The sequence below is a fragment of the Serratia sp. CY38905 genome, assembly GCF_052168875.1.
GTDB lineage: Bacteria > Pseudomonadota > Gammaproteobacteria > Enterobacterales > Enterobacteriaceae > Serratia > Serratia sarumanii.
On record NZ_JBJNLV010000001.1, the window covers coordinates 855,443 to 876,595 of the forward strand.

Consider the following 21,153-nt stretch of genomic DNA (forward strand, 5'->3'; position numbering starts at 1 on the left):
GGCATTCGGTCATAACCTTATGCCGTTTTATTCCTTTCCCCCGCAGCGCGGCGCAAGCCGCGTTTTCACTCGCCGCCGGCGATTGTTTCCCCTCAGAAACAGTGTAACCACCGCAAACGGATTTATCCGCGGCTTCGGCCTGCCGTAGATTGTGACTTCGGTCACACCGCGCCCCGAGCGCGGCCTGCGCATTCACCCAAGACGAGCGGCATTATGCTGAATAATAAAGATAAACCTGCATCATCCCCGTGGCCGGCGATCTTCTCGCTGACGGTCGCCTGTTTTGTCATGGTCACCACCGAGTTTCTGCCGATCGGCCTGCTGACCAACATCGCCCCTTCGCTCGGCGTCAGCACCGGCACCGCCGGGCTGATGGTCACCATGCCCGGCATCGTGGCGGCGGTGGCCGCACCGGTGTTGAGCCTGGCTTCCGGCCGGCTGGACAGACGCCTGCTAATGCTGGGACTGTCGTTGCTGCTGATGGTGTCCAACCTGGTGGCGGCGCTGGCGGTCAACTTCCCGATGATGCTGTTGGGCCGCGTGCTGCTGGGCGTCTGCGTCGGCGGCTTTTGGTCGTTCGCCGCCAACTACGGCCGCCATCTGGTGCCGGAAGCCAGCCAGGGCCGCGCCACCGCGCTGATCCTCAGCGGCATCTCGGTCGGCGCGGTGTGCGGCGTGCCGGCGGGGGCGCTGATCGGCGATCTGTTCGGCTGGCGCGCCGCCTTCTTCGGCGGTGCGGCGCTGGCGGTCGGTGTACTGTTGGCGCAGCTGCGTTTACTCACGTCGGTACCGCCTTCCCGGCCGGTTACGCCGCGCGATCTGGTGCTGCCGCTGCGCCTGCCGATGGCGCGCATCGGCCTGATCGCCATCGTGCTGCTGTTCATCGGCCACTTCGCCGCCTATACCTATCTGCGCCCTCTGCTGCAACAGGTGTTCGTGCTCAGCCCATCGGCGATCTCGCTGCAGCTGCTGGCCTATGGCGCCATCGGCCTGCTGGGCACCTTCCTCGGCGAGCGCCTGGCGGAACACAGCCTGCGCGCCACCTTTATCCTGATCGCCGCCATGCTGGCGGGCATTCTGATCGTTTCGCCGCTGCTCAGCGGCCTCGCCGGCGCCACGCTGATGGTGTTGGTCTGGGGGCTGGCGTTCGGTGCCGTGCCGGTCTGCGCCACCAACTGGATGTTCGCCGCGGTGCCGCAGGCGCCGGAAGCCGGCCAGGCGCTGCTGGTGTGCGTCATCCAGATCGCACTGGCCTCCGGCGCACTGCTGGGCGGCGAGGTGGTGGACTGGCAGGGCGTCAGCAGCGCCATGCTGTTCGGCGGCGCGCTGATCCTCTCCGCCACGCTGGTGTTCGGCCTCAGCTTGCGCTCCGGCGCGATTGGCGCTAAACAGTGTTAATCATTATTTATCTGCAGAAACATGCCCCGGCCACTGCCGGGGCATGACGTTGGGAACCTATGGATCATCATTTGCTCGCTATCCGGGTATTTAACCGCGTGGTGGAAACCGGCGGTTTTACCCGCGCCGCCGATTCGCTGGGCATGCCGAAAGCGACGGTCACCAAGCTGATCCAGAATCTGGAGGATCACCTGCAGACCAAGCTGTTCCAGCGCACCACCCGCAGCGTGTCGGTCACCCGCGAAGGCGAATGCTATTACCAGAATACGGTGAAATGGCTGGCGGATTTGGAGCAGATGGAGGGCTGTCTGACCGAGTCACAGAATTCTCCGCAGGGCGTGCTGCGCATCGATACCGGCAGCGGCACCGCCCGCCAGCTGCTGTTGCCGGCGCTGCCCGGCTTTTTGGAACGCTACCCGCAAATCCAGATCGATCTCAGCATCGGCGATCGCGTTATCGATCTGATCAGCGACAGCGCGGACTGCGTGATTCGCAGCGGCCCGTTGGCCGACTCCAGCCTGATCGCCCGGCGTCTGTTCGATCTGGACTGGGTCAGCTGCGCCACCCCGGCTTATCTGGCGCGCCACGGCGCCCCACGCCACCCGTGCGATCTGGAACAGGGTTTTCCGATGGTGCACTACCGCCATCCGGTCAACGACCGCATCCATCCGCAACGCTATGTCGAACGCGGCAAAGAGATCGCCATTCAACAGCGCTACCCGGTCAGCATTAACGAAGGCAACGCGCTGCTGGCGGCGAGCCTGGCCGGATTGGGCATCATCCAGATCTATCGGTTTATGGCGCAGCCGCACCTCGAGCGCGGCGAGCTGGTCAGCCTGCTGCACGACTGGCAGCCGCCGCCGGAGCAGATGTACGTGGTGTACCCGTCCAATCGCCACCTCAGCGGCAAGCTGCGGGCGTTTATCGACTGGGCGGTGGAGACATTTCGCTAGCGACAGGATGAGCCGCACGTTGTCGCCGCACGCAGTGTGGTATTATTTGCCGCATAGTGATTCACGACGGACGACCACCATGGCCTATATCCCCAAAAACTATGCGAAGCTGGAAACCGGCTATCGCGAAAAAGCGCTGAAACTGTTCCCCTGGGTATGCGGGCGCTGCTCGCGCGAGTTCGTTTATTCCAACCTGCGCGAACTGACGGTGCACCACATCGATCACGATCACAGCAACAACCCCGAAGACGGCAGCAATTGGGAAATGCTGTGCCTGTACTGCCACGACCACGAGCACTCGAAATACACCGAGGCCGATCAATACGGTTCGACGGTGGTGGCCGGTGAAGACGCGCAGAAAGATGTCGGCGTCGCCACCCATAACCCGTTCGCCAACCTGAAGGCGATGATGAAGAAGTAACGCCACCGACAGCTTAATGAGCCACTAACTTATTAAGCTGTTAAATTAACAACTCCCTCTTCCGTTCCGCCACTTCCCAGAGAATTCCTACTTACCCATCCGGGCCATCCAGCGCAAAATAAGCTGCGCAGTTAACGACATACTGGCTTGGCAAGCCGCCGCAGTTGGTGCATATTGTTCGCGAGTTGTTCTTGTTAACCTGTTTGATTATCAACCTAATAAGCACATTAACTTAATAAGTTATCAGCTTAATAACTTGAGAGATGGCAGCATGATTGTTCTGATTGGCTCGCAAAAAGGCGGCGTCGGCAAATCGACGAAAGCGGTGAATATCGCCGGGTATCTGATTCTTAAGCAAGGCAAGACGGCGATCATCGTCGATGCCGACGACCAGAAATCGATCATGACCTGGTACAACGACCGTCAGAACGTCGAGGGGCTGCCGCACATTCCGGTGGTGGCCGCGTCGGGCAAAATCAAGGAAACGCTGTTGGAACTGGATCGCCATTACGACTACGTAATCGTCGACACCGCCGGCCGCGACAGCGCCGAACTGCGCTCCGGGCTGCTGGCCGCCGATCTGTTCCTCTCGCCGCTGCGCCCTTCGCAGATGGATCTCGACACCATCGGCTATCTGTCGGAGATGTTCTCCACCGCGCAGGAATACAACGAGAAGGTCAAAGGCTACATCGTGCTGAACATGTGCCCGACCAACATCTTCATCAATGAAGCCAACGAAGCGGCGCAGGTGCTGAGCGAATATCCGGAGTTCACCCTGGTGAGCCACCGCCTGTGCGACCGCAAGATTTACCGTGACGCCTGGGGCGAAGCCATCACCGTGCATGAGGCGAACAACGAAAAGGCGCAGAGCGAAATTGAATGCCTGGTGAAAGAGGTGATCCTGTGAAGAAGCGCACCCCCACCCACCGCATGTCGGAAGACGAATTCATCAACAGCGCCACCTCGCACACGCTGCCGGTCGCGGCGCCCGCGCCGGAAGCCAAACCGGCCGGCCGCAAGCGCACCTATAAGGCGATTTCCGTCAGCCTGACGGACAGCCACATTGAAGCCATCGATGAAGTGATCGTGCAGGCGGCGCGCAGCGGCATCGTGCGCATTACCCGCTCCGACATCATCAAGCTGGCCATCGACGGGCTGGCGGAGAAAAGCGAAGCGCAGCTGCTGGCGCTGCTGAAGAAGCTCTGAGCGCGCGGCAGCCGGCGGGCCGTTACACCGAGGAGAACTCGCGTGGGAACGGCATCGTACGATAGGTTTTGCCGGTGGCCTTATGCAGCGCGCTGGCTATCGCCGGAGCGACCACCGCAGTCGACACTTCTCCGCATCCCTGCGGCGCACGCGCGCTGTCGAGCACCACCACTTCCACCTTGGGCATTTCGGCGATCGCGAGCAGCGGATAACGATCGAAATTCCCTTCCACCACACCGCCCCGTTCAAAGTGCAGTTCGCTGTGCAGACAGGTGGTCAGCGCAAAGCCGATGCCGCCCTCTACGTTGGCGCGCACCAGGTTCGGGTTTATCACCTTGCCGCAGTCAATCGCACATACCGCGCGCAGCACCCGCAGCCGCCCTTCCTGAATGGCGATTTCAACCACCAAACCGACGTAAGTGGTGAAAGCGTTATTGCGGCCGAGCCAAATATTGCACGACATCCCGCGATAAACACCCGGCGACGGTTCGCGCTGCCAACCCGCCGCCGCCGCGGTAGCCTCCAGTACGCGCAACGCCTCTGGGTTGCCCTGCAGCAGATACCGCCGATACTGATACTCGTCCCGCTTGGCCTTATGGCTGAGTTCGCTGATAAAGCTTTCCAAAAAGAACAGGCTGGCGACGCTGCCGACGCCGCGCAGATAGCTCAGGGAAATCGGCTGTTCGACGATGCCGGCCTCCACCTTCAGATGAGGGATGCGATACGGCGTGCTGTAAACGCACTCCACCATACTTTCATCCCATCCCCCGGCCTCGTGTACCGTTTCGCGCCGCATTTGCCAGAATAGCGACTGCCCGGCATAGCGCGCCCACAGCGCCTGCGGGTAGCCGTTTTCATCCAGCAGCGCCCGATAATGGCTGATGCAGGCCGGACGATAATATTCATGCCGCATGTCGATCTCGCGCGGATAGATCACCTTGACCGGTTTCCCCACCGCCCGGGAGGCGGCGGTAGCATGCATTACGGCATCCGGCAGATATTTGCGCCCAAAGCTGCCCCCCAGGTAGGTCGTATTCACCACCACATCCGCCGGCTTCAGCCCGAACATTTTCGCCAGAACGTTGCGCACCATGTCCTGCCCCTGGAAAGGGCCCCAGGTTTCGATACGGCCCTCTTCATAATGGCTGGTGGCGTTGCAAGGCTCCAGGGTGGCATGCGCCACATAAGGCGCGCCGTAACGCGCCTCATGCAGGCGCGAACCCTGCTCAGCGTCATGGATCAACGCCGACGCCTCACCGCGATTGACCGCCGGCACCAAGGTATCGCCGTCCAGCATCGCCAGATTCTCCGCCGCAATCGCGCTACCGGACAGCGCTTGCCCTGCGCCCGGCAGCCAGTCGACCTCCAGCAAATCCGCCGCCTTTTTGGCCTGCCAGTAGCTCGCCGCCACCACGATCACCGTATTGAGCGACATATCGTGATCCAATCCGACCATGTTGTTCATCGACCACTGCCGGGTCAGCACCAGATCCACTACGCCCGGCATGGCCCGGATCTGCCGTTCATTACGCACGGCGACCAGCTTTCCGCTGAGATCGGGCACCATCCAGGGGACGCCGATCAGCATCTCCGGCAGGTCGATATCGATACCGTAAATTGCGCTGCCGTCCACTTTCTCCGGCGTATCGACCCGCAACAGCGGCTTGCCGATGAAACTCTCTTGCTCTTGCGCTTCGCTCTTTAAAGCAGGCTGCGGATCCAACGGCAACTCGGCGGCATAGCGCACCAGATCGCCATAGGCGACCTTGCGCTGCCCGCCCTCCTCAATCACCCAACCTTTCTCCGTACGGCACTGCCGCGGTGAAAGCGCGAGATGTCGCGCACCGGCCCGCAGAAAAAAGTCTCTCGCCTGCGCGCCGGCCAGCCGGGTGCGCTGATAAAATTTGGTCATGGAGGTTGAAGCGGCGACAAACTGCGCGAAAGCCTCGCCCCCGGCAACCTGGCGGTAGGCATCGCGGCCGGTGACGAACTTCACCGTCACCTGCGCCCAATCGGCATCCATTTCCGCCGCCACCACTTCGGCCAGGCCGGTGTAAATCCCCTGCCCGACCTCACATTGCGACACGCCGATGACGATGCGGCCGCCGCTATCGATCCAGATCCAATCGTTCAATTCATACTGACCGTCGGGCGGCGCCGCATCCTGCGAAACCACGGCCGCCAGGCTGCGCGTCGATATCGGCAGCAGCATGGCGGCCACCGCCAACGCGCTGCCTTTTAGCAAGGTTCTGCGGGTGATCGCCATGCTTAGGGTTCTCCCTTGTCGGTGGCGCGGTGCACAGCCGCACGGATACGGTGATAAGTGGCGCAGCGGCACAGATTGGTCAGGCCGGTATCTATCTGCCGATCGTCCGGCTTCGGGTGCTCCGCCAGCAACGCGCTGACCGCCATGATCATGCCCGATTGGCAGTAGCCGCACTGCGGCACATCCTCTGCAATCCAGGCCTGCTGCACCGGATGACTGCGATCGGTGGACAATCCTTCGATGGTGGTCACCTGCCGATCGCGTACCAATTGCAGCGGATAGCAACATGAACGCACTGCCTTACCGTCGACATGTACCGTACAGGCGCCGCAGGCGCCGATACCGCAGCCGAACTTGGTGCCGGTTAACTTAAAATGTTCCCGGATCACCCACAGCAGCGGCGTATCCGGCTCGCCGTTAAATTCGACCGCCTGGCCGTTCAGATTGAACTTCATGCCACTCTCTCCTCGCTCAACGCTTCACCCGACGTTTCACCCACGCCCCGATGACGATCAATGCCAGCAATACCCCGCCCCAAAACACATAAGGCAGTGACGCGATCAACCACGGTTTCTCACCGCCAGCCCGCAGCTGAGCCACTTGCTCCGGCGTTATCCTGACCGCCGGATTGCCGAATTGCTGCAATACGTAATTGCCCAGCTCGGCCAGTTGCCGGTCATCCAGGCTGTCGGCGAATCCCGGCATCCAGGTTTGCAGCGTCTCTCCCTGGCGCTGCACGCCATGCAGCATCACCATGATCAGGTTATTGGCCTGCTCGCTGCCTACGGTGGAATTGTGTGTCAAAGAAGGGAAATAGCCGTCGTAGGCGCCTTCGCCGCCCAGGCGATGGCAACTGGCGCAGGCAGCGGCATACAGCGCCTGCCCGGCGGCACGGCCTTCACCGCCTCCCTGATAGCCATAGGCCTCTTTCGTTCCATGCGCGGTGGCGATCGGCGGCGTCTGTTTAAGCCAGTCGGCGATGGCGTCGAGATCGTCGTCGCTCAGGAAACGCAGGCTGTGCTCCACCACCTCCGCCATGCCGCCGGCCGCTTGGGCTTTGTCATTGCGCCCGGTACGCAAATACTGCACCAACTCTTCCCTGCTCCAGCCGCCGATGCCGCTGACGGGATCCGAGGTGATATTCGGCGCGATCCAACCGCCGGCCTCCCCGCCCGCCAGATAGCGATCGTCGCGTTCGGCCATCATCGCGTTGCGCGGGCTGTGGCACGCCGAGCAATGCCCCAAAACATCCACCAGATAGCGACCCCGCGCTTTTTTCACGTCTTCATCGACGGGCGTTTTTTTCAGAAACAGCCAGTTCCAGCCGTGGATCGCATAACGCCAGGAAAAAGGGAACGCCAGTTGGGTCTCAGGCACCGCGCGATCGACCGGGGCGACGCCGGCCATAAAATAACGATACAGCGCGTGCAGATCGTCATCGCTCAGCCCCCGATAAGCGGTATAGGGCATGGCGGGATACAAGGGTTGGCCGTCTCGCCGGATGCCCTGCGTTAACGCGCGGCGAAACTCTGGCTCACTGTAGTCGCCAATGCCGGTTCCTTTGGCGGGCGTGATATTGCTGGCGATGATATTGCCCATCGGCGAAGCGATGGCATAACCGCCGACGTAGGGGGCGTCCTGTTGGGCGCTGCCGCGGTGACAAGCCGCGCAATCTGCGGCGATCGCCAGGTATTTTCCGCGTGCGATGACCTGTTGGTCATTCTGGCTGGCGAAGACCGGGCAGGAGAAGATCCCCAACGCGATAACGCACAGCTGTTGTGCTCTCCGCCAGCGGCCGTTCACGCTTCACCTTCCGGCTTCATCGCACCTGCTCGCTCCTCCGCTAACAGCGCAAACTCGTCCGGCAATAGATTTTCCTGTTCGAGCATCGCTATCGCGTTATGTTTGATGCCAAACAATACGCGGTAAAAAGCCTCCAGATCGCCGGCCGAAATGCCGTTGAGCAGCTTTTGCCGTGCCTGTTGGCTGGAGTGATCCAACTGCGCCAGCATCTCCTGCCCGGCCGCGGTCATTCTCACGCCTTTAGCGCGCTTATCCTCAGACAGGGCATCGCGAGCGATCAGCCGATTTTTTTCCAAAAACAGCAACGCACGCGACATCGTCGAGACTTCGGCGTTCAAATGCTGGGAAACGTCTTTCAGGGTGCAGCCATCACCCAAATCGGCAATCGCACTCAGCGCCAGCCAGTGCGGGCGCGTCAGATTGGTCATTTTTACCGACTGGTCCATCGCCGTGCGCCACAGGCGATTGGTCACATCCAGATGGATGCCCAGCGCAGCAGGAAGTTTGCGTGGTTGTGACATACCGGATTGCTCTCGATTATTTATTTGCTTGTGCAAACAAATAATAGATCGGACGTTATGACAGGATCAAGCAGATGTCGCGGAATAAAATAAAATCCAGTTAATACAGAGCGATATATCGCATTTTTACAGATTTGCTCCCCGACAACGCGGGGAGCGATAAGAAAAACTCAGTTCCCCGCCACCGCGCAGTGGTAGTCCTGAATTTCGCCGGCCGAGCCCAGGTTCAGGTCGGTCAACTTCAAACGGTTGGCCAACAGCAGCATCTCACCCTGCGGGCTGACCGCCAGCGCCAGGCCATAATTGCCGATGCTGTCGCCCTGCTCGACCACATAGTTGTGCAGCAAACGGAAAGGATCTTCCTGGGTTAAATCGGTGCCCGCCAATTTTCTGGCCAGATATTGGTGGCCGACCAATTTCACCGCCAGCGGGCGCCACTGCTGATCTAATTGCTCCGCCTGTTGCCCCAGCGCGTTATAGACATCCTGACGCAGGCAGGCAACGTGAATATGCAGCTGATCCTGAGAACGGCCATATTTCGAATTGACCGCCAGCGAAAGCCACGCATCTTTTAACGGCTTACCCAACTCGCCGGATATATGTTCGCGGTTATTCCAGGCCTGGGCGAAATAAGGCGGCGCGTGCTCCGTCTGCAATGCCGGGCTCTCGATGCCGCTGACCTTTTCGGTTGGCATCACCAGATCGTGATAGGGGCCTTTGCTGTCCTTAAACAGCACATAACCCTGTGTTAAATCAACCTTTAAGCAGGGCGCCGGATCGTCGTTCTGCTGCTGATTGGGCACGCACTGTTGGCTGACGATTTGCCACAGCGCATTCGGATTGCCGCGCCCAAAGAACCACCACAGCACCGCCGCCAGTAGCAAAATGACAAGCAAAATAATTAATAGTCTGAAAAGTCTTTTCATCGTGACTCCCTGTTTAGCTATTCCATCTTGAAAGGAGCGCCAGCATAAACCAAGGCGCTTATCGTCACCAGAATATTATCCTTAGCGTCATCTTTCATTGACATCTTGTTATCAAGGAAAATTAAAAATAAGGGTTTACCTAAGTAATTTAAGGTAAATTAATACCGCAGTTAGAATATGAGTGTGATATAAGCAGCCGGACTCTCTTTATATAAGGAACCGATAAGATGCCAACGATGGGCAACTCCCTGCATTATCTCGACGTGGGCTCAGGCTTTCCGTTGCTGCTGGGCCACAGCTATCTGTTCGATCTGAACATGTGGGCGCCGCAGTTTGAAGCGCTGGCGAAACGCTACCGCCTGATCGTGCCGGATCTCTGGGGCCACGGCGACTCACCGGCGCTGCCGACCGGGCGAAACAGCCTGTCGGATATCGCCGCCGATCATTTGGCGCTGATGGATCGCTTGGATATTGAAGAGTTCGGCATCGTCGGCCTGTCCGTCGGCGGCATGTGGGGCGCCGAACTGGCGGCGCTGGCGCCGGAACGGGTCAAGGTGCTGGCGCTGATGGACAGCTATCTGGGCGACGAAACGCCGGAGGCGCGGCAGCGTTATATGGGCATGCTGGCCGCCGTGGAGCAAGCCGGCGCCATCACTTCGCCGCTGCTGGAACATGTCGCGTCGCTGTTTTATTCCGATGACGTCCCCGACGCCTTATTGCAATCGCTGTTGTGTCAGCTCCAGAGCCTGCCCGCCGATCGCCTGCGCGAGAGCATCGTACCGCTGGGCCGGATGATCTTCGGTCGCCCCGACAAGCTGGCGCTGCTGGAAAACATCACCGCCGCCAGCATCGTCATCACCGGCGCCCAGGATAAGCCGCGCCCGCCGGCGGAAGGCCAGCGCATGGCGGATCTTCTCGGCTGTCAACATGTGCTGATCCCCAACGCCGGGCATATCAGCAACAAGGAAAACCCGACGGCGGTCAACGAAACCCTGCTGGCGTTTCTGGCTGAAAACACCACCCCGCTGTTCTGGTAACATTCTCCGGGCCGCCAGGCCCGGCGAGTCATTCCGCGCGCCGCATAAACCCGTGTCGGCTCAGGATTTCCTGCCCCTGTTCGCTCAAGATAAATGCGGCTAACCGCTGCGCGCCGTCATCCAACAGGCATAAACCGTAATCCGCCTCGATGTCCAGCGGCGGCGCCAACGGCCGCACCGCCAACGTCGGGTAGGCGGCTAAGGCCGGAGCATAGCTGGCGTAGCCGAGAAAAATATCCGCCTGCCCGCCGGCGATCAGATATTCCGCTGCCAATCGGCCCGCCGGCACCGGGGCAGAATCCCTGCCGCCAACCAACGGCAGCGCCCGGCGGCGCAACGCTTCCCCTTGCCCCGGCCAGTATTGCTCACAGCGTTCGAAAAGCTGCAGCGCATAATCGCCGGAAGGATCTGCCTCCGGTGTCGAGGTAGCAAGGCGCCAGTGGGGATCGAACAGCACCTGCGGCAGCGGACGTTCGGTTAATGCCGGCACGTTGCGTACCGTCACACAGAGCCGATTGCGCGCAAAAATCTGCACCGCCCCCGCTATCCCAAGATCCACCAACCTTTGCGGGTGCGCCACGTTGGCCGAGGCGAACAGCTGTGGCCGCTTGCCATTCTCTATCCGCTGGCGCAACAACCCCGCCGGGCCGAATTCCGCCGTGACTTTTTGCCCGGCGCGCCGCTGAAACGCCGACAGCAGCGGCACAAACGCCAGCCGCAGGCTGCCGGCGGCAAACAGCAGGATATCACTCATCATGTCGCTCCAGTTGGCTGCGATACAGCGGCACCAGCGTCGCGTAACGGCGGCCCGCCACCGTCAGCGGCACCCGTTCGATCGCCAGCTCGAACAGGGGTGACAGGGATTGCGCCGTTAACACCTCGCGGCAGGCACCGAGCCGGCTGCGCCCTTCCTTGCCCAACAGCAAAGCCCGATCGGCCACCGCGTGAGCATGATTGGGTTGATGCGTAGAGAACACCACCGCCAACTGCTGCTCCCGCGCCAGGCTCGCCATCAGGCTCAACACCCGATCCTGATAATGCAGATCCAGCGCCGAAGTCGGTTCATCCAGGATCAACACCTCGCAGCGCATCGCCAACGCGCGGGCGATCATCACTAATTGACGTTGACCGCCGGATAGGCTGCCAAACTCGCGCTCTGCCAGGTGCTGCAAATCCAACGACTGCAACGCTTCTCTCGCCAGCCGATGATCCTCGGCTGACGGTGAACGAAACAGGCCGACATGGCGCGCCCGACCCATCAATACGATATCCAGCACCCGGTAGGCGAACGGCGGCGCAAAGTGTTGCGGGACAAAGCCCATCTCACCGTGGCGCTCAATCTCGCCGGATTGCGGCGTCAGGCTGCCTAACAGCAGCTGCAGCAGCGTGCTCTTGCCACGCCCATTCGGGCCCAATACCGCCAGCACTTCGCCGCGCCGCAGCTGAATGTCCAGATGCTGGAACAGCGGTGCCCCGCCCGGCCAGGCGAACCTCACGCCCCTGGCGGCCAATAAGGTGTCAGTCATGCCAGCCTCTCACTTGCGCGCGGCGCAGCAGCAGCGCGAACAGCGGCGCGCCAATCAGCGCGGTCAGAATGCCCAGCGGGATTTCGCTGCTGCTCAGCGTGCGCGCCAAATCGTCGATCACCAGCATGTACAGGGCCCCCAGGCAAAGTGAAGCCGGCAACAGGCGCCGGTGATCCGGCCCCACCAGCCGCCTCGCCACGTGCGGGATCACCAAGCCGACCCAACCGATGCTGCCGCTGACCGCCACCTGGGCGGCCACGATGGCGGCGCACAGCGTCAAAATCAGCCAGCGGGTGCGCTCAACGTTGATGCCCAATGCACCGGCATCCTCATCGCCCAACGACAGCAGATTGATGCGCCAGCGCAGCGCCAACAGCAAGCCGCCGGCCAACAGCAAAGGCACAAACAGCATCAGCAGCTTTTGCCGATCGGCGGTGGCAAAGCTGCCGAGCAGCCAAAACACGATGCTCGGCAGTTTCTCTTCGGTATCCGCCAGATATTGCATCAGGCTGACGCAGGCTGAGAAGAAGCCGCTGAGGATCACCCCCGCCAGTACCAAAGAGAGAATATTGCGCCGCGCAATGGCGCTGGTGAGAGTGAAAATCAGCAGCAGCGCCGCCATGCCGAAAACAAAAGCCGACAGCAGCAGTGCCGCCAACGGCAGGCTGAGCAGGATAGCCAGCGTGCCGCCAAAGGCCGCGCCGGACGACACGCCGACGATATGCGGGTCGACCAGCGGGTTGCGAAAGACGCCTTGCAAAGCCGCGCCGCACAGGGCCAGCGCCGCGCCGGCGCCCATCGCCAACAGCACTCGCGGCACGCGCACGCCCAGGATCACCTGGCGTTGGATAGCATCGATGCCGGCATAATGCTGCCCGGTGAACGGCTCCAGCAAAATCATCAGGCTGTGCGTCATCGGCACCTGAAAGCGGCCAACGCCGAGCGAAAACAGCGCGCAGCACAGCGTCAACAACGCCAGCCAGCCCGGCCTCATTGCCCGCTCTGGCAGCAGGTGGCGCGGTAATAACGTTGATAGTAAGCGTCGACCCGCTGCTGCAGATTGATATCGGCAAAACGCTGCGGGTAAAGTTTTTTCGCCATCCACAACTCACCCAACGCCATCGCCTCCGGCATCGGATACCCCCAGGCCTTGGCATACTCCGGCATCAGGTAGACCCGCTTATTCTTCACCGCGTCGATCGGCTGCCACTGCGGTGACGTCAGGATCTGTTGCACCACGTCCGGGTAGCGCTCCTGCACGAAAATCACCGCCGGATCCCACTTCAGGACATCCTCGATAGAAACCTGTTTAAACCCCTGAATTTCCTTCGCCGCCACGTTGAGCGCACCGGCGTGCCGCATCATCAACCCGGTATACTTGCCGGCGCCGTAAGTGGTGAGATCGGGGTTGGCCATATATACCCGCACCCGCTGATTTTCCGGCAGATCGCGCAGCCGTTCGGCGACCAACGCGCGCTGCTGAATGACGTCCTTAATCAACGCTTCGGCCTGAGGCTGACGCGACATCACTTCGCCGATCAGGCGAATGCCGTCCTGCAGCCCCAGCGTATAGGCCCGATCCTCATCACTCAGCTGCGGATTCATTTTACCCGCCTGATCGGCCGCCTCGCGGCGCAGCGAGATAGCCACCACCGGAATGCCCACTCGTTCGATCTGCGCAATCATCTCCGGCGGCGCATAGTTGGCCACGAACACCACCTGCGGATGCAGGCCGAGCAGGCTCTCGATATTCACCGAAGTCAGATCGCCCGGCATCGGCAGGGTTGCCAACGTCGGCGCCAGCCGCAGGTAGTTTGGCCCCAGCTGCTTTTTCCAACTGCTGAGCACACCGACCACCTGAGGCATCGCATCAAGCTGCACCAACAGGTTCAACGTCTGGTGTTGCAGCACCACCGCGCGGGTGATGCGATCGGGCAGCGTGACCTGGCGATTGAGCTGATCGGTGACCTGGCGATCCGCCTGGGCGGCGGTGGAAAACAAAACAAGCGCCAACAGCAGGCGCGGGAGAAAGTTAAACATGGCAGTGACCGATTGGTTATCGTTGTATAGCAAATAATATAGCGATGTGCATGGCGAAACAATCAGCGGGATCAAACCGGATGCGGGTACTCGGGAGGTAAAACGAGGCGTGAATGCGATCCTGGAAGCGGATCCGCCGGTGTGGCGACGGATCCCATCGGCCCTGTAAGGGCGCGTGAAGAAGACTTACTGACCGATAGACGTCAGCCCCTGGCGGATCCCTTCGTCAGCCTGCTGGCACCATGCCTGCAGCCCCTGCGGCGCTTCTTTTTCCAACGCGACCACTTTGCCGTCGTCGTTCAGCACATTGCCTTCGCGGCCCATCGCTTCGCGCTTGTCGCCGTCGCGGGTGTCGACGCCGCCGGGAATAGCCGCCACGTAGGCCACCATTTTCTTGGCGTTGTCGATGCTGTCGGCTTTCAGGAAGCCTTTATCGACGCAGTAGGACATCAACCCGGCGGTATTGCGCGTGATGTCATAGACGTTTTTCAATGCGGCAGGATCCATCCCTTCAGCGTTAGCGGTGTTGAACAGGCCCAGAGTCGCGGCAATCATGCCGGTCAGAATGCTTTTTTTCATTGTTAACTCGTTTTAATAATGAATTATTTAATTTTTAATCATTCACAAATACAGTGTGAATATCGTTACGGTATAACGGCGGCCTAGATTAACACAACCCTAATGTATTAATAGCGGTGATTAAGTTAAGCCTCAATAAAATAAAAACGCATACTGGGGTAATAATCTCCGCCCGCTGTCATTTTTTCACGTTCGGCATTGGCCGCGCTCAATTCATAGTAAAAATAATCTCGACCAGGAATTATTTACAAAATAAGCGTTGGCCTGCGGTCAATTGCGCGCCCCCTTTGCCAAAACCACCGGCGTGGCATAGCCTGTTAAGACGCGTCATGCCTTAGTGGGAGGGGATTCACATGAACCATGCCCTCCGGCCGCCACAATGCGACGAAAAACCCTTCTCGATATCACGATGAATTTATATCTCTATCCAGCGGTGCTTATCGCGCATCGCCTGGGCATCTTTGAGTTTATTGCTCTGCCCCCCGCAACCTGACCGATATATGCGCTCAGGCCAATGTGGAAAGACGCCCGGCGGAAACGTTGATCATGGCGCTATTAGCATTGAAATTGATCGCCAGAGACGGCGAAACATTTCATCTTACGCCGGAAGCGGAACCCTTTTTGTTAAAAACACCGCGTTATTTCTGGGATTTGATCAGCAGCGTTTGGCCGGCGCGCTGACGGGCATCGTGTTCGGTCTGCCGCCGCGGGATACGGCCTGATGATGATGGGATGGACGCAGGGCCGCCAATACTCCGGCAGGGAAATCGGCGACCAGCTGCGCGACGTCGGGCCTGCTCAAGTGCTGCCGTCGCTCGGCTATTTCAGCATCGTGACGGCGCAAAAACCCCGGGCTTAGCGGTTCACCGAGCGCGCCATGCGGCTGTAGGTGTGGCGCACGCCGCGAATCGCCACGCTGTAAGCGAAGATGTTTTCCGGCAGCGCCAGCCCCAGATAGCCGGTATCGCCGATATGGTGCAGGTCCGCCCCGGCCATTTTGCTCATCAGCGCAATCTGCCGCACGGTCTGCACGTCGGCCCCCTCTTGCGAGGTGCCGATCGCCGTCATTGCCAGCGCGCCCTGCCGCTGCGCATAAGCGATCAGCGCCGCCACTTTCTCCTGCGACATGCCGGGAATGGTGCCGGGCGCCGGCAACAGCACGATGTCCGCGCCGTTCTCCACGAACAGCGCGATGTCCTGCTCGCCGATCAGCTGGCTGCCGCTTTCGCGCACGATACCTGCCCCGTGCATCTTGCCGGTCACCAGCACCATCTCGTCGCCCACCTCATCACGGATCGCTTTCAGCGCGGCGGCGATCGCCTGATTGCTGACGCCGTTGTTCGGGTTGCCGGTCAGCACCAGCATGCGCGCGCCGAGTTGATACAGCTTGCGCGCATTCTCGGCGGTGGCGGCACGCCCCGCCGTCATCTGCCAGAAATCGTTATGTTCGGTGGCGAAGGCCGGATCGACCGCCTCCAGGTTCACCCCGATCACCCGCCCGGTCAGGCGCTGCAGCGTGCGCAGCGCCTCCTGCGGCGGCACGTCGGCGGGCAGCCCCGCGATGTGCGGCTGGTCGACGTCGAACAGGTTCAGCAGCAGCAGGTCGGCGCCCTGGCTGGCCGCCAGCTCGGCGTTGGTGACGTTATTGAGCAGCGGCTGAGTGACCGCGATGGTTTCGCTGACCAAGATGCGCCCTTCGCTGGCGCGGATGGCATAGAGCAGATCGGCTTTGCCGATATCGGCCAGATCGCTGGCGCTGCAGTCCAGATAGCGTTTCATGAGGCAAGCTCCGATGACGTTAGCGGGAATGAATAGATGCCCCCTCGCTCAGCGCGGCGAACGAGGGGGACAGGGTTACTTCAGCGTAAAGCTTTGCGCCTGCACGTTGTCGGAGTCCAGGCCGACGAACACGTTGAATTTGCCCGGCTCCGCCCCCCATTTCAGGCTGGCGTTGTAGAACTTCAGATCGTCTTCGCTAATCGGCAGCTCAACCTGCTGCGACTGGCCGGCCTTCAGCGTCACTTTCTTGAAGTTGCGCAGCTCTTTCACCGGCCGGCTGACCGAGGCGGTCACGTCCTGCAGATACAGCTGCACCACCGTGGCGCCGTCGTACTTGCCGGTATTTTTCAGCGTGACGCTGGCGGTTAGCTTGCCGTTGCGCGCCATCGTCGGGCTGGACAATGTCAGGTCCGACAGGCTGAAAGTGGTGTAGCTCAGGCCGTAACCGAACGGATACAGCGGGCCGTTCGGCGAATCGAAGTAGCGCGAGGTGTACTTGCCCGGATTCTCCTTGCCGAACGGGCGGCCGGTGTTCAGGTGGTTGTAGTACATCGGGATCTGGCCGACCGAGCGCGGGAAGGTCATCGGCAGCTTGCCCGACGGGTTGTAGTCGCCGAACAGCACGTCCGCCACCGCGTTGCCGCCCTCGGTGCCGCTGTACCAGGTTTCCAGCATCGCGTCCGCCTGCTCGCTCTCCCAGCTCAGCGCCAGCGGCCGGCCGTTCATCAGCACCAGCACCAGCGGCTTGCCGGTGGCTTTCAGCGCGGCGATCAGATCGCGCTGGCTCTGCGGGATCGTGATGTCGGCGCGGCTGGAGGCCTCATGCGCCATGCCCTGCGATTCCCCCACCACCGCCACCACCACGTCGGCCTTGTTCGCCGCCTGTACCGCTTCGTCGATCATCTGCTGCGGCGAACGGGTATCGAACGCCACCGCCGGCTCATACTCGTTCAGGTAGTCGATAATGCCCTTATCCTGCGTGACGTTGGCGCCCTTGGCGTAAAGAATGCGCGCCTTGTCGCCCACCGCCCGCTCCAGCCCTTCGCGCAGGGTCACCGACTGCTTGACCACCCCGGCGGCGGACCAGCTGCCCATCACGTCGCGCTGGCTGTCGGCCATCGGCCCGACCAGCGCGATGGTCGCCTGTTTGCTCAGCGGCAGCGTCTGCTTATCGTTCTTCAGCAGCACCATCGTTTTGCGTGCCACCACCCGCGCCTCGGCGCGGTGCAGGCGGCTTTCGGCGTTGGTGTCCTGCGGATCGGCCCCCGCCGGCCCCAGATGCACATACGGATCGGTGAACAGCCCCATGTCGTACTTGGTGTTCAGCACGTCGCGGCAGGCGCGGTCGATATCGCTTTCAGCCACCAGCCCGTCTTTCACCAGGCCCGGCAGGTATTTGTCGTAGAACTCGTCGCTCATGCTCATGTCGACGCCGGAGGTGATCGCCAGCCGCACCGCGTCGCGCGCGTCGGCGGCCACGCCGTGTTTAATCAGTTCTTTAATTGCGCCGTGGTCGCTGATGGTGATGCCTTTAAAGCCCCACTGGTCGCGCAGCAGATCTTTCAGCAGCCACGGGTTGGCGGTGGCCGGCACGCCGTTGATCGCGTTGAGCGACACCATCACCCCGCCGCTGCCGGCATCCACCGCCGCTTTATAAGGCGGCAAATAGTCCTGATGCATGCGCAGCGGGCTCATGTCGACAGTGTTGTAATCGCGGCCGCCTTCGACGGCGCCGTACAGCGCAAAGTGCTTGACGCTGGCCATCACCGAACCGGGTTTGGCCGGGTCGCCGTTCTGGAAACCGTCGACCATCACCTTGGCGATTTTCGACACCAGCCAGGTGTCTTCGCCGAAGCCTTCGGAGACCCGCCCCCAGCGCGGATCGCGGGTGATATCGACCATCGGCGCAAAGGTCATGTTCAGGCCGTCGTCGCTGGCCTCCTGCGCCGCCACCCGGGCGCTGAGCGCGATGGCTTCCAGATCGAAGCTGGCCGCCAGCCCCAGGCTGATCGGGAACACGGTGCGCTGACCGTGCACCACGTCATAAGCGAAGAACAACGGGATTTTGAGGCGGCTGAGCTGCATCGCCTGATCCTGCATCACCCGGATATCCGGCCGGGTAACGGTATTGAAGATGGCGCCGATCTGCCCTTTGCGGATGCCCTCGCGGATCGCTTCTTTCGGGTTATCCGGCCCGACGCTGATCAGCCGCAGCTGGCCGATCTTCTCTTCCAGCGTCATCTGCTTCATCAAATTGGACACGAAGGCCTCGCGCTGCTGGGCGTGCATGCCCTGCGTTATCGGCGTTTCCTGCGCAAAAGCCGGGCTGAGGGCCAGACCGGACAACATACTCACCACACAAAGCCATTTCATCTTGTTTTATCTCAGGCGTGTTTCCGCCGCCAACGCCGCGGAGTTTAATCGGAGTGAAGAAACAGTTTGCCACACTCTGTTTCATCGCCAAGGTAATTCGCATCGTTAATGTTTACAAAGCATTACAGGTTATCGGCAGGTAATTCTGCAGCCGGGCGCGGCTGTCGGCGGCCTCCGCCGTCAGGAAATCGATAAACTGCGCCAGCGCCGGCGATGGCGCCCCGCGTTCAGGATAGACCAAATAATAGGCCGCGCCGCTGCTGACGCAGAGCGGGAACGGCGTGACGATACGCCGCGCCTGAATATCCTCCTCCAGCAGGCACAGATCGCCGATGGCGATGCCAAACCCTTGCAGTGCGGCGCTCATCGCCAGATCGAGGGTATCGAAATGCTGAGCCTTGCCGGACGGCAGCGCATCGGCCCCCGCCGCCTTCAGCCAGCGCAGCCAGTCGCGCCGATCGCGCGTCGGGTGCAGCAGGGTTTTGTCCGTCAAGTCCGCCAGCCGGGGCGTTGGCGGCAGGAACGTCGGCGTGCAGACCGGCGTGAGGATTTCGTCGAACAGCAGGTGCGCGCTCAGCTTTTTGCCCGGCGGCCGGCCGAATACCACCGCGGCGTCAAACTGCTCGGTGCTGAAATCCAGACCGTGCGACACCGAAGCAGTCAGCTCAATATGCATGTCCGGCCGTTCATTCTGCAGGCGAATGATGCGCGGCAGCACCCAGCGCATGGCGCAGGTCGGGCATTTGATGCGCAGCGCCCCCGGCGGGGCGGCGGCCCGCGTCAGCGCCTCGTCCAACTGCCCCAGCGCCTGCTGCACCGGCGCCAACAGCTGCGCGCCCTGCGGCGTCAGCGCCAAACCGCGCGCCTGGCGGCTGAACAGCGGATAGCCCAGGCGCTGTTCCAGCCCGAGGATTTGCCGGCTGACCGCCCCCTGCGTCAGGTGCAGCTGCCGGGCGGCATGGGTAAAGTTGAGGCGTTGCGCCACCACCACGAAGGTTTTCAACACGTCGAGCGACGGCAGGGATATCGGCATAGCGGGCCTCGATTAGGTATGATCGTAGTGCATGACAAGTATGACAAACTTTCCCTTGTCCGCCTACGCCGCCTGATGCTTAATCGCTCAACACTTCCCTGTTTGCCTGGAGCCCATCATGCAGAGCGCCTGCTCATCCCGCTCGAAGCTGCCGGACGTCGGCACCACCATTTTCACCGTCATTGGCCAACTCAGCGCCGAACATCAGGCCCTCAATCTGTCGCAGGGCGCGCCCAACTTCGCCGGTGACCCGCAGCTGATCGAGGCGACGGCGCAAGCCATGCGCGCAGGTCATAACCAATACGCGCCGATGAGCGGCGTGGCGGCGTTACGTGCTGCTCTGGCGGAAAAAGCTGAACGATTGTATGGCGCACGCTATGACGCCGACGAAGAAATCACGGTGATCGCCAGCGCCAGCGAAGGGCTGTACTCGGCGATCAGCGCGCTGGTGCATCCCGGCGACGAGGTGATCTATTTCGAACCGGCGTTCGACAGCTATGCGCCGATCGTGCGCCTGCAGGGCGCCACGCCGGTGGCGATCAAGCTGTCGTTGCAGGATTTTCGCGTCGACTGGGACGAAGTGGCCGCCGCCATCAACGGCAAAACGCGCATGATCATCGTCAACACGCCGCACAACCCGACCGGCGCGGTGTTTGACGCGCACGACATCGAACGTCTGACCGCCCTGACCCGTGACACCGACATCGTGATCCTGTCCGACGAGGTCTACGAGCACGTGGTGTTCGACGGCGATATTCACCACAGCATGGCGCGCTACCCGCAGCTGGCGGAACGCAGCGTGATCGTGTCGTCGTTCGGTAAAACCTACCACGTCACCGGCTGGCGCGTCGGCTACTGCCTGGCGCCGGCGGCGCTGATGGACGAGATCCGCAAGGTGCACCAGTTTATGGTGTTCTCCGCCGATACGCCGATGCAGCACGCCTTCGCCACCGCGCTCGCCAACCCGCAGAGCTACCTGGGGCTGGCGGCGTTTTATCAACAAAAGCGCGATCTGCTGGCCAGCGCCCTGCAGGATTCGCGCTTTGAGCTGCTGCCCAGCCGCGGCAGCTTCTTCATGCTGGCCCGCTTTAGCGGCTTCAGTCACGAAAGCGACAATGATTTCGCCGTGCGCTTGATCCGCGAAGCGAAGGTGGCGACGATCCCGCTGTCGGCGTTCTACAGTGACGGCACCGATACCGGCATTATCCGGCTGAGTTTTTCCAAAGATAACGAGACCCTGCTGGAAGGCGCGCGCCGCCTGAGCCAGGTGTGATTTTTTGTCCAACCATGGG

General features: G+C 61.2%; 22 protein-coding genes. 9 read left to right on the top strand and 13 right to left on the bottom strand.

Translation table 11 applies throughout. The features are described 5' to 3' along the window. Window positions 1-213: 213 nt before the first annotated feature. The 5 genes from ACJ8MK_RS04305 (at window position 214) to ACJ8MK_RS04325 (ending at window position 3,978) form a co-directional block, all read left to right on the top strand. Window positions 214-1,398 carry an MFS transporter gene (locus ACJ8MK_RS04305; protein ID WP_033637566.1) on the top strand — a complete coding sequence of 395 codons (1,185 nt, stop codon included), beginning with the start codon at window positions 214-216 and terminating at the stop codon, window positions 1,396-1,398. A 59-nt stretch (window positions 1,399-1,457) separates the two neighbouring features. After that, window positions 1,458-2,351 carry a LysR family transcriptional regulator gene (locus tag ACJ8MK_RS04310; protein ID WP_033637565.1) on the top strand — a complete coding sequence of 298 codons (894 nt, stop codon included), beginning with the start codon at window positions 1,458-1,460 and terminating at the stop codon, window positions 2,349-2,351. 79 nt (window positions 2,352-2,430) lie between these two features. Continuing rightward, window positions 2,431-2,772 carry an HNH nuclease YajD gene (yajD, locus tag ACJ8MK_RS04315; protein ID WP_016928619.1) on the top strand — a complete coding sequence of 114 codons (342 nt, stop codon included), beginning with the start codon at window positions 2,431-2,433 and terminating at the stop codon, window positions 2,770-2,772. A gap of 271 nt (window positions 2,773-3,043) precedes the next feature. After that, window positions 3,044-3,679 carry an AAA family ATPase gene (locus ACJ8MK_RS04320; RefSeq protein ID WP_033637564.1) on the top strand — a complete coding sequence of 212 codons (636 nt, stop codon included), beginning with the start codon at window positions 3,044-3,046 and terminating at the stop codon, window positions 3,677-3,679. Beyond that, window positions 3,676-3,978: a hypothetical protein gene (locus ACJ8MK_RS04325; RefSeq protein ID WP_033637563.1), complete on the top strand. Its 303-nt coding sequence runs from the start codon at window positions 3,676-3,678 to the stop codon at window positions 3,976-3,978. Before ACJ8MK_RS04320 ends, ACJ8MK_RS04325 begins: the two co-directional genes overlap by 4 nt. A 22-nt stretch (window positions 3,979-4,000) precedes the next feature. On the opposite strand, the gene ACJ8MK_RS04330 is transcribed toward ACJ8MK_RS04325, so the two are convergent. The 5 genes from ACJ8MK_RS04330 to ACJ8MK_RS04350 all read right to left on the bottom strand — a co-directional run bounded on the left by ACJ8MK_RS04330 (window position 4,001) and on the right by ACJ8MK_RS04350 (window position 9,494). After that, window positions 4,001-6,244, bottom strand: a complete 2,244-nt coding sequence (locus tag ACJ8MK_RS04330) for a molybdopterin cofactor-binding domain-containing protein (protein ID WP_442517530.1) — start codon at window positions 6,242-6,244, stop codon at window positions 4,001-4,003. A gap of 2 nt (window positions 6,245-6,246) precedes the next feature. Beyond that, window positions 6,247-6,699, bottom strand: coding sequence for a (2Fe-2S)-binding protein (locus ACJ8MK_RS04335; protein WP_060438970.1), 453 nt, complete (start codon window positions 6,697-6,699; stop codon window positions 6,247-6,249). 16 nt (window positions 6,700-6,715) lie between these two features. Further along, window positions 6,716-8,047, bottom strand: coding sequence for a c-type cytochrome (locus ACJ8MK_RS04340; protein WP_442517531.1), 1,332 nt, complete (start codon window positions 8,045-8,047; stop codon window positions 6,716-6,718). Next, window positions 8,044-8,568, bottom strand: a complete 525-nt coding sequence (locus ACJ8MK_RS04345; protein ID WP_049212833.1) for a MarR family winged helix-turn-helix transcriptional regulator — start codon at window positions 8,566-8,568, stop codon at window positions 8,044-8,046. Before ACJ8MK_RS04345 ends, ACJ8MK_RS04340 begins: the two co-directional genes overlap by 4 nt. A gap of 170 nt (window positions 8,569-8,738) precedes the next feature. Then, window positions 8,739-9,494, bottom strand: a complete 756-nt coding sequence (locus tag ACJ8MK_RS04350) for a CDP-diacylglycerol diphosphatase (protein WP_165790342.1) — start codon at window positions 9,492-9,494, stop codon at window positions 8,739-8,741. Window positions 9,495-9,730: 236 nt separating this feature from the next. Here ACJ8MK_RS04350 and ACJ8MK_RS04355 point away from each other — a divergent pair, with 236 nt between their 5' ends. Continuing rightward, on the top strand, window positions 9,731-10,531 hold the full coding sequence (locus tag ACJ8MK_RS04355; protein ID WP_077791438.1) for an alpha/beta fold hydrolase: 801 nt from the start codon (window positions 9,731-9,733) through the stop codon (window positions 10,529-10,531). 28 nt (window positions 10,532-10,559) lie between these two features. On the opposite strand, the gene ACJ8MK_RS04360 is transcribed toward ACJ8MK_RS04355, so the two are convergent. From ACJ8MK_RS04360 to ACJ8MK_RS04380, 5 genes are all read right to left on the bottom strand, one after another. Further along, the gene (locus ACJ8MK_RS04360) at window positions 10,560-11,285 is read right to left on the bottom strand and encodes a substrate-binding domain-containing protein (RefSeq protein WP_197838946.1); all 726 of its coding nucleotides are present in this window, start codon (window positions 11,283-11,285) and stop codon (window positions 10,560-10,562) included. Next, window positions 11,278-12,057 carry an ABC transporter ATP-binding protein gene (locus ACJ8MK_RS04365; RefSeq protein ID WP_060418324.1) on the bottom strand — a complete coding sequence of 260 codons (780 nt, stop codon included), beginning with the start codon at window positions 12,055-12,057 and terminating at the stop codon, window positions 11,278-11,280. The genes ACJ8MK_RS04360 and ACJ8MK_RS04365 overlap by 8 nt, the downstream gene beginning before the upstream one ends. After that, window positions 12,050-13,051: a FecCD family ABC transporter permease gene (locus ACJ8MK_RS04370; protein ID WP_049195866.1), complete on the bottom strand. Its 1,002-nt coding sequence runs from the start codon at window positions 13,049-13,051 to the stop codon at window positions 12,050-12,052. The genes ACJ8MK_RS04365 and ACJ8MK_RS04370 overlap by 8 nt, the downstream gene beginning before the upstream one ends. After that, complete coding sequence (locus tag ACJ8MK_RS04375) at window positions 13,048-14,097, bottom strand: ABC transporter substrate-binding protein (RefSeq protein ID WP_126191858.1); 1,050 nt, start codon at window positions 14,095-14,097, stop codon at window positions 13,048-13,050. The genes ACJ8MK_RS04370 and ACJ8MK_RS04375 overlap by 4 nt, the downstream gene beginning before the upstream one ends. A gap of 186 nt (window positions 14,098-14,283) precedes the next feature. Beyond that, a complete protein-coding gene (locus ACJ8MK_RS04380) occupies window positions 14,284-14,676 on the bottom strand; it encodes a hypothetical protein (protein WP_038879962.1) in 393 nt (130 codons plus the stop codon). A 546-nt stretch (window positions 14,677-15,222) separates the two neighbouring features. On the opposite strand from ACJ8MK_RS04380, the gene ACJ8MK_RS04385 reads away from it, so the two are divergent. Together ACJ8MK_RS04385 and ACJ8MK_RS04390 are read left to right on the top strand one after the other, a co-directional pair. Beyond that, window positions 15,223-15,357: a hypothetical protein gene (locus tag ACJ8MK_RS04385; protein ID WP_262926962.1), complete on the top strand. Its 135-nt coding sequence runs from the start codon at window positions 15,223-15,225 to the stop codon at window positions 15,355-15,357. A gap of 40 nt (window positions 15,358-15,397) precedes the next feature. After that, complete coding sequence (locus tag ACJ8MK_RS04390) at window positions 15,398-15,535, top strand: hypothetical protein (RefSeq protein WP_223182132.1); 138 nt, start codon at window positions 15,398-15,400, stop codon at window positions 15,533-15,535. On the opposite strand, the gene ACJ8MK_RS04395 is transcribed toward ACJ8MK_RS04390, so the two are convergent. The 3 genes from ACJ8MK_RS04395 to ACJ8MK_RS04405 all read right to left on the bottom strand — a co-directional run bounded on the left by ACJ8MK_RS04395 (window position 15,532) and on the right by ACJ8MK_RS04405 (window position 19,861). Further along, the gene (locus tag ACJ8MK_RS04395) at window positions 15,532-16,455 is read right to left on the bottom strand and encodes a DUF7916 family protein (RefSeq protein WP_041033990.1); all 924 of its coding nucleotides are present in this window, start codon (window positions 16,453-16,455) and stop codon (window positions 15,532-15,534) included. The two genes, ACJ8MK_RS04390 and ACJ8MK_RS04395, sit on opposite strands and share 4 nt — an antisense overlap. Window positions 16,456-16,530: 75 nt before the next feature. Then, the gene (gene bglX / locus ACJ8MK_RS04400) at window positions 16,531-18,828 is read right to left on the bottom strand and encodes a beta-glucosidase BglX (RefSeq protein WP_041033989.1); all 2,298 of its coding nucleotides are present in this window, start codon (window positions 18,826-18,828) and stop codon (window positions 16,531-16,533) included. A 112-nt stretch (window positions 18,829-18,940) separates the two neighbouring features. Then, window positions 18,941-19,861: a LysR substrate-binding domain-containing protein gene (locus ACJ8MK_RS04405; protein ID WP_033653469.1), complete on the bottom strand. Its 921-nt coding sequence runs from the start codon at window positions 19,859-19,861 to the stop codon at window positions 18,941-18,943. Between the two features lie 118 nt (window positions 19,862-19,979). Here ACJ8MK_RS04405 and ACJ8MK_RS04410 point away from each other — a divergent pair, with 118 nt between their 5' ends. Further along, a complete protein-coding gene (locus ACJ8MK_RS04410) occupies window positions 19,980-21,134 on the top strand; it encodes a pyridoxal phosphate-dependent aminotransferase (protein WP_442517532.1) in 1,155 nt (384 codons plus the stop codon). Window positions 21,135-21,153 lie beyond the last annotated feature (19 nt).

Excerpts from the sequence above, each read along its gene's own strand:
- ACJ8MK_RS04305 (WP_033637566.1), top strand. The coding sequence starts at position 214 with ATGCTGAATAATAAAGATAAACCTGCATCATCCCCGTGGCCGGCGATC.
- ACJ8MK_RS04310 (WP_033637565.1), top strand. The coding sequence starts at position 1,458 with ATGGATCATCATTTGCTCGCTATCCGGGTATTTAACCGCGTGGTGGAA.
- yajD (WP_016928619.1), top strand. The coding sequence starts at position 2,431 with ATGGCCTATATCCCCAAAAACTATGCGAAGCTGGAAACCGGCTATCGC.
- ACJ8MK_RS04320 (WP_033637564.1), top strand. The coding sequence starts at position 3,044 with ATGATTGTTCTGATTGGCTCGCAAAAAGGCGGCGTCGGCAAATCGACG.
- ACJ8MK_RS04330 (WP_442517530.1), bottom strand. The coding sequence starts at position 6,244 with ATGGCGATCACCCGCAGAACCTTGCTAAAAGGCAGCGCGTTGGCGGTG.
- ACJ8MK_RS04335 (WP_060438970.1), bottom strand. The coding sequence starts at position 6,699 with ATGAAGTTCAATCTGAACGGCCAGGCGGTCGAATTTAACGGCGAGCCG.
- ACJ8MK_RS04345 (WP_049212833.1), bottom strand. The coding sequence starts at position 8,568 with ATGTCACAACCACGCAAACTTCCTGCTGCGCTGGGCATCCATCTGGAT.
- ACJ8MK_RS04350 (WP_165790342.1), bottom strand. The coding sequence starts at position 9,494 with ATGAAAAGACTTTTCAGACTATTAATTATTTTGCTTGTCATTTTGCTA.
- ACJ8MK_RS04355 (WP_077791438.1), top strand. The coding sequence starts at position 9,731 with ATGGGCAACTCCCTGCATTATCTCGACGTGGGCTCAGGCTTTCCGTTG.
- ACJ8MK_RS04360 (WP_197838946.1), bottom strand. The coding sequence starts at position 11,285 with ATGAGTGATATCCTGCTGTTTGCCGCCGGCAGCCTGCGGCTGGCGTTT.
- ACJ8MK_RS04365 (WP_060418324.1), bottom strand. The coding sequence starts at position 12,057 with ATGACTGACACCTTATTGGCCGCCAGGGGCGTGAGGTTCGCCTGGCCG.
- ACJ8MK_RS04370 (WP_049195866.1), bottom strand. The coding sequence starts at position 13,051 with ATGAGGCCGGGCTGGCTGGCGTTGTTGACGCTGTGCTGCGCGCTGTTT.
- ACJ8MK_RS04375 (WP_126191858.1), bottom strand. The coding sequence starts at position 14,097 with ATGTTTAACTTTCTCCCGCGCCTGCTGTTGGCGCTTGTTTTGTTTTCC.
- ACJ8MK_RS04380 (WP_038879962.1), bottom strand. The coding sequence starts at position 14,676 with ATGAAAAAAAGCATTCTGACCGGCATGATTGCCGCGACTCTGGGCCTG.
- ACJ8MK_RS04385 (WP_262926962.1), top strand. The coding sequence starts at position 15,223 with ATGGCGCTATTAGCATTGAAATTGATCGCCAGAGACGGCGAAACATTT.
- ACJ8MK_RS04390 (WP_223182132.1), top strand. The coding sequence starts at position 15,398 with ATGATGATGGGATGGACGCAGGGCCGCCAATACTCCGGCAGGGAAATC.
- ACJ8MK_RS04395 (WP_041033990.1), bottom strand. The coding sequence starts at position 16,455 with ATGAAACGCTATCTGGACTGCAGCGCCAGCGATCTGGCCGATATCGGC.
- bglX (WP_041033989.1), bottom strand. The coding sequence starts at position 18,828 with ATGAAATGGCTTTGTGTGGTGAGTATGTTGTCCGGTCTGGCCCTCAGC.
- ACJ8MK_RS04405 (WP_033653469.1), bottom strand. The coding sequence starts at position 19,861 with ATGCCGATATCCCTGCCGTCGCTCGACGTGTTGAAAACCTTCGTGGTG.
- ACJ8MK_RS04410 (WP_442517532.1), top strand. The coding sequence starts at position 19,980 with ATGCAGAGCGCCTGCTCATCCCGCTCGAAGCTGCCGGACGTCGGCACC.